The organism is Paracoccus sp. (in: a-proteobacteria), assembly GCF_046462195.1.
In the GTDB taxonomy this organism is placed as follows: Bacteria; Pseudomonadota; Alphaproteobacteria; order Rhodobacterales; family Rhodobacteraceae; genus Paracoccus.
This window is the reverse complement of sequence record NZ_JBKGUN010000294.1, coordinates 1-4,880: the sequence shown is the minus strand read 5'-3', so window position 1 is coordinate 4,880 and position 4,880 is coordinate 1. Positions and strand designations below refer to the sequence as shown.

The window sequence follows — 4,880 nt, the reverse complement described above, 5'->3', positions numbered from 1 at the left end:
GGTACGCCGCCGCCGCTGCCGGGGCCGCGCACGGTGCCCGAATGGGGGAGGGTTCTTCGGCGGGGGCTGCCGGCCGTGCTGATCCTGATCATCGGCGTCCTCCTGATCCTGCCCCTGCGTGGGTCCGAGCGGTTGTTCCACGGCCGTAGGCGGCCCTGGACGGGGCCGCATGTGCAAGTGGTCTGCCGCCTCGTGCTGATCTGTCTGGGCATCGGCTGGCGGCGCGAAGGCGTGCCCATGCGCGGTCCGGGTGCGGTTGTGGCCAATCATTCCAGTTGGCTGGACATCCTGGTGCTGAACGCCGCCATGCCCGTTTTTTTCGTCAGCAAGGCCGAAGTGGCGGGCTGGCCTGGCATCAACATCCTGACGCGCGTGACCGACACCCATTTCGTCACGCGTGATCCGAGGCTGGCGGGTGCGCAGGCGAAAGAGTTCGCTGCCCGCGTCCGCGCCGGACACCGCCTGTTGTTCTTTCCCGAAGGGACCTCGACCGACGGGCGGCGCGTCCTGCCGTTCAAGCCGACGCTGTTTCAGGGCTTTCTGGACCCGGACCTGCCGCCCGGTCTGGCCATCCAGCCGGTCAGCGCCCTTTATCAAGCACCGCCGGACCAGGACCCCCGATTCTATGGCTGGTGGTCGGACATGGATCTGGGACCGCATCTGCTGACGGTTCTTGCGGCAAAAAGACAGGGCAACGTTGTGGTGCGGCTGCACCAGCCGATTCCCGTCGTCGGGGAAAGCCGCAAAAGCCTTTCTGCCGCCTGCCATTTCGCGGTATCATCGGGCCTCCGGCAGGTCGGCCACAGTCGCTGAAGTCGTTTCGGTCCGACCCCTGTCAAGGCCTTGCCACCACCATGCGAAAACTATATCTGGTGGCTAATCCGTAAAAAGCCGCTAAGGAATGTGCGATGACCCGCTTTGCTGCCCCTATTGCCGAACAGATCTGGGATATGAAATACCGGATGAAGGATGCCGAGGGGCAGGCGGTCGATGGATCGGTCGAAGACAGCTGGCGCAGGGTCGCCCGTGATCTGGCGCGTGTCGAAAGCGACCCCGCCGGGTGGGAGGAAAAGTTCTACTCCGCGTTGGAGGATTTCAAATATCTGCCTGCGGGCCGCATTCTGGCCGGGGCCGGCACGGGGCGGTCCGTGACGCTGTTCAACTGCTTTGTCATGGGCACGATCCCCGACAGCATGGGCGGCATCTTCGACATGCTGAAGGAAGCCGCGCTGACCATGCAGCAGGGCGGCGGCATCGGCTATGACTTCTCGACCATTCGTCCGCGCGGGGCGGCGGTCAAGGGCGTGGCGGCCGACGCTTCGGGGCCTTTGTCCTTCATGGATGTCTGGGACGCGATGTGCCGCACGATCATGTCCGCAGGCTCGCGCCGCGGCGCCATGATGGCCACGATGCGCTGCGACCACCCGGATGTGGAACAGTTCATCGAGGCCAAGCAGGACAGCGCCCGCTTGCGCATGTTCAACCTGTCGGTGCTGATCACGGACGATTTCATGGAGGCCGTTCGTGCCGACGGTCCGTGGGACCTGAAATTCGAGGGCAAGGTGTACCGCACCGTCCAGGCGCTGGACCTGTGGAACCGGATCATGAAGGCGACCTATGATTTCGCCGAACCGGGCGTGATCTTCATTGACCGGATCAACAAGGCCAACAACCTGTCCTATGTCGAGACGATCGCCGCCACCAACCCCTGCGGCGAGCAGCCCCTGCCGCCCTATGGCGCCTGCCTGCTGGGCTCGATCAACCTGGCGCGTCTGGTGACGAACCCCTTCACCGATGCCGCCGAACTGGACCCGGAGGCGTTGGACGACCTGGTCCGCACGGCCGTGCGGATGATGGACAACGTGGTCGACGCTTCGCGCTTTCCGTTGGACGCACAGGCGCAGGAGGCGCAGAACAAGCGTCGCATCGGTCTGGGCGTGACGGGTCTGGCCGACGCTCTGCTGATGCTGGGCTTGCGTTATGGTGCCGATGACGCGGTTGAACAAACGCGCGTCTGGATGAAGGCCATCGCGCGGTCCGCCTATCTGGCCTCGGTCGATCTGGCCCGCGAAAAGGGCGCCTTCCCGCTGTTCGATGCCCAGAAGTACCTGGCGTCCGGCTTCATGTCCAAGATGGACGCCGACGTGCGCGACGCCATCGCGGAACACGGCATCCGGAACGCGCTGCTGACCTCGATTGCGCCCACGGGCACGATCAGCCTTTATGCGGGCAACGTGTCGTCGGGGATCGAGCCGGTCTTCGCCTATGCCTATACCCGCAAGGTCCTGCAGAAGGACGGCAGCCGGACCGAGGAAGAGGTTGTCGATTACGCCGTGCAGATGTGGCGCGACCTGAAGGGCGATGCGGAACTGCCGGACTACTTCGTGAACGCGCAAACGCTGGCGCCCAAGGATCACGTGGCGATGCAGGCGGCGGCGCAGGAGTGGGTCGACAGTTCGATCTCGAAGACGATCAACTGCCCCGAGGATATCAGCTTCGAGGCATTCAAGGACGTGTACCTGGCGGCTTGGGATCTGGGCTGCAAGGGTTGCACGACCTATCGTCCGAACGACGTGACAGGATCGGTCCTGTCGGTCAGCGAAAAGACCGACAAGGCGCCCGAGGCCGACAAGGGTGCGGATGTCGTCTATCTGACCGAGCCGCTGGATCGCCCGGCGGCGCTGGAGGGCGCGACCTACAAGCTGAAATGGCCCGGCTCCGAACACGCGATCTATATCACGATCAACGACATCGTGCAGTCGGGCCACCGTCGCCCCTTCGAGATCTTCATCAATTCGAAGAACATGGAGCATTACGCCTGGACCGTCGCGCTGACGCGGATGGTGTCGGCCGTGTTCCGCCGCGGCGGGGATGTCAGCTTTGTCGTGGAAGAGCTGAAGGCGGTCTTTGATCCGCGCGGCGGTGCCTGGATGCAGGGGCGCTATGTTCCGTCGATCCTGGCAGCCATCGGCGGCGTGATCGAGCGTCACCTGATCGAGACCGGCTTTCTGGCGGGCGAGGGGATGGGCCTCAAGTCCGATCCCAAGGCCGAGGTCGTGGCCGTGGGCGAAGCCCCGCGCGGCCCGTCCTGCCCCAGCTGCGGTCAGTTCGGCATGCGCATGGTCGAAGGCTGCATGACCTGCCCCAGCTGCGGCCATTCCAAATGTGGTTGAGGCAAGCGGGATGAGGTTGTTGTCCCGATAGCCTTTTGCCACAGGCAGCTGTTCTCTTTACAGCGAGGCTTTCCCTCCGGGCGGCATGGGCCGTGATGCGAGGGCAACACATGAAAATATCCAAACAAGGCGGCCGGTCATGGCCGCCTTGTTCGTGTCGGACCCTTGGAGTGGGCGTCGTGTTATCCGCGTCTCCGCATCGGCATGATCAGCCGAAGCGGCAACGCACGCCGGCAAGGAGACGACGAAAAATTGCCTTATCCCGAACCAAGGCCGAAAACGGCAAATCCTTGGGGATTGAGATCATCATGCGCGGAAGACACTGGAAGATCGACGCGCTGCACGGCGTGCCAGCCTTTCAAAACCGTTCCAGTGACATGGATCATTTTTGGCAGCGTCATGAGTGCAGACAGGCAGTCGTCACTGGCGCTGGATCGGCAAACCAAGGCTGGCCCTGATCCGGAACGCGGCGGGGCCGCACATCGAGCCGCGTTGAAGGCATCCTGAGACAATGGAATGCACAAACGCGGCGGAGGCAAAGGGCCTGCTTCGCCGCTAAAATGCTGGGCGAATGATGCAACGGCAGCACGGATCAAGGCATCAAGTGCCCGGGGGCACCCCTTACCGATGCACCGATCTCTGGTGGCGACCCCGGAAGGACTCGAACCCTCAACCGGTGGATTAGAAGTCCACTGCTCTATCCAGTTGAGCTACGGGGCCAAGTGCGACCAAGGCCGCGAGCGTCTTCTAACGCTGCACGGCGGCGCTTTCAAAGCAATTGTTCATCCCGCACCATCGAGAGCGTCATGAAAACCGAATTGGGGTCGGCGCGATAGGCCCCGAAGGGCGGGCATTCGCTAAACCCTTCGCTGACATAAAGTCCGCGGGCTGCGGCAAAGCCTGGCTGGACACCCGTTTCCAGCGACAGGCGGTCCAAGGTGTGGCTGCGAGCATGCGCGATCAGATGGCGCAGCAGCATGCGGGACAGCCCGCGACCACGCTGCTCGGCCAGGACATGCATGGATTTCAGTTCCCCATGCCCGCCGCCCAGGTTCTTCAAGGCGCCCATCGCGACGGGCTGCCCCTGATCACGAATCACGAAAAAGGCGATGGCCGGATCATCCAGATCCGCACGCGGCAGCATGTGGATCGATTCGGGCGGCGTGTCTGCCTGCATCGCGGCCGCGTGGCGCTGGAACAGCAGGTCCAGATCGGATCCGAGCGGGCTTTCACGGTCGGTCGTCAGTGTCATGGTCAAGGGCCTTCAGCCAGGAGTCGCGCCGGACCTAGCCCGGCGCGACAAAGGCGTAAAGCCTTACAGAACCGTATCGAGGACAGGAGTCAGGCGTGCCAGTGTCCCCTCCACATCCTTCAGCTTGTCCAAGCCGAAAAGACCGATCCTGAAGGTTGAAAAGGCATCTCCTTCATTCACCGCCAAGGGAACGCCTGCCGCGATCTGCGTGCCTTGGGCTGCGAAGGCGCGGCCGGACTTGACCTCGGGGTCGCTGGTATAGCTGACGACGACGCCCGGTGCCTCGAAGCCTTGGGCCGCCACCGACCGGATGCCGCGAGCGGCCAGATCGGCCCGGACCGCGCGGCCAAGGCGCCATTGCGCGTCTCGGGCGGCATCAAAGCCCATGGCCCGCGTTTCCTCCATCGTGTCCCGCAGGCCCAGCAGCGCATCGGTGGGCATGGTGGTGTGATACG

3 protein-coding genes, 1 tRNA gene and 1 pseudogene are annotated in these 4,880 nt (G+C 63.7%); 2 read left to right on the top strand and 3 right to left on the bottom strand.

Annotated features, from left to right (window positions below; all coding sequences use genetic code 11):
- Window positions 1-813, top strand: an 813-nt coding sequence (locus ACLHHB_RS17490) for a lysophospholipid acyltransferase family protein (RefSeq protein WP_410219561.1), incomplete at its 5' end; no start/stop codon positions are given.
- A 95-nt stretch (window positions 814-908) separates the two neighbouring features.
- Window positions 909-3,173 carry an adenosylcobalamin-dependent ribonucleoside-diphosphate reductase gene (locus ACLHHB_RS17485; protein WP_410219560.1) on the top strand — a complete coding sequence of 755 codons (2,265 nt, stop codon included), beginning with the start codon at window positions 909-911 and terminating at the stop codon, window positions 3,171-3,173.
- A gap of 643 nt (window positions 3,174-3,816) precedes the next feature.
- On the opposite strand, the gene ACLHHB_RS17480 is transcribed toward ACLHHB_RS17485, so the two are convergent.
- From ACLHHB_RS17480 to ACLHHB_RS17470, 3 genes and pseudogenes are all read right to left on the bottom strand, one after another.
- Window positions 3,817-3,893: transfer RNA gene (locus ACLHHB_RS17480), tRNA-Arg, on the bottom strand.
- Between the two features lie 49 nt (window positions 3,894-3,942).
- On the bottom strand, window positions 3,943-4,425 hold the full coding sequence (locus tag ACLHHB_RS17475) for a GNAT family N-acetyltransferase (protein WP_410219559.1): 483 nt from the start codon (window positions 4,423-4,425) through the stop codon (window positions 3,943-3,945).
- Between the two features lie 63 nt (window positions 4,426-4,488).
- Window positions 4,489-4,880: pseudogene (locus ACLHHB_RS17470) on the bottom strand (alanine--glyoxylate aminotransferase family protein); the annotation flags it as partial.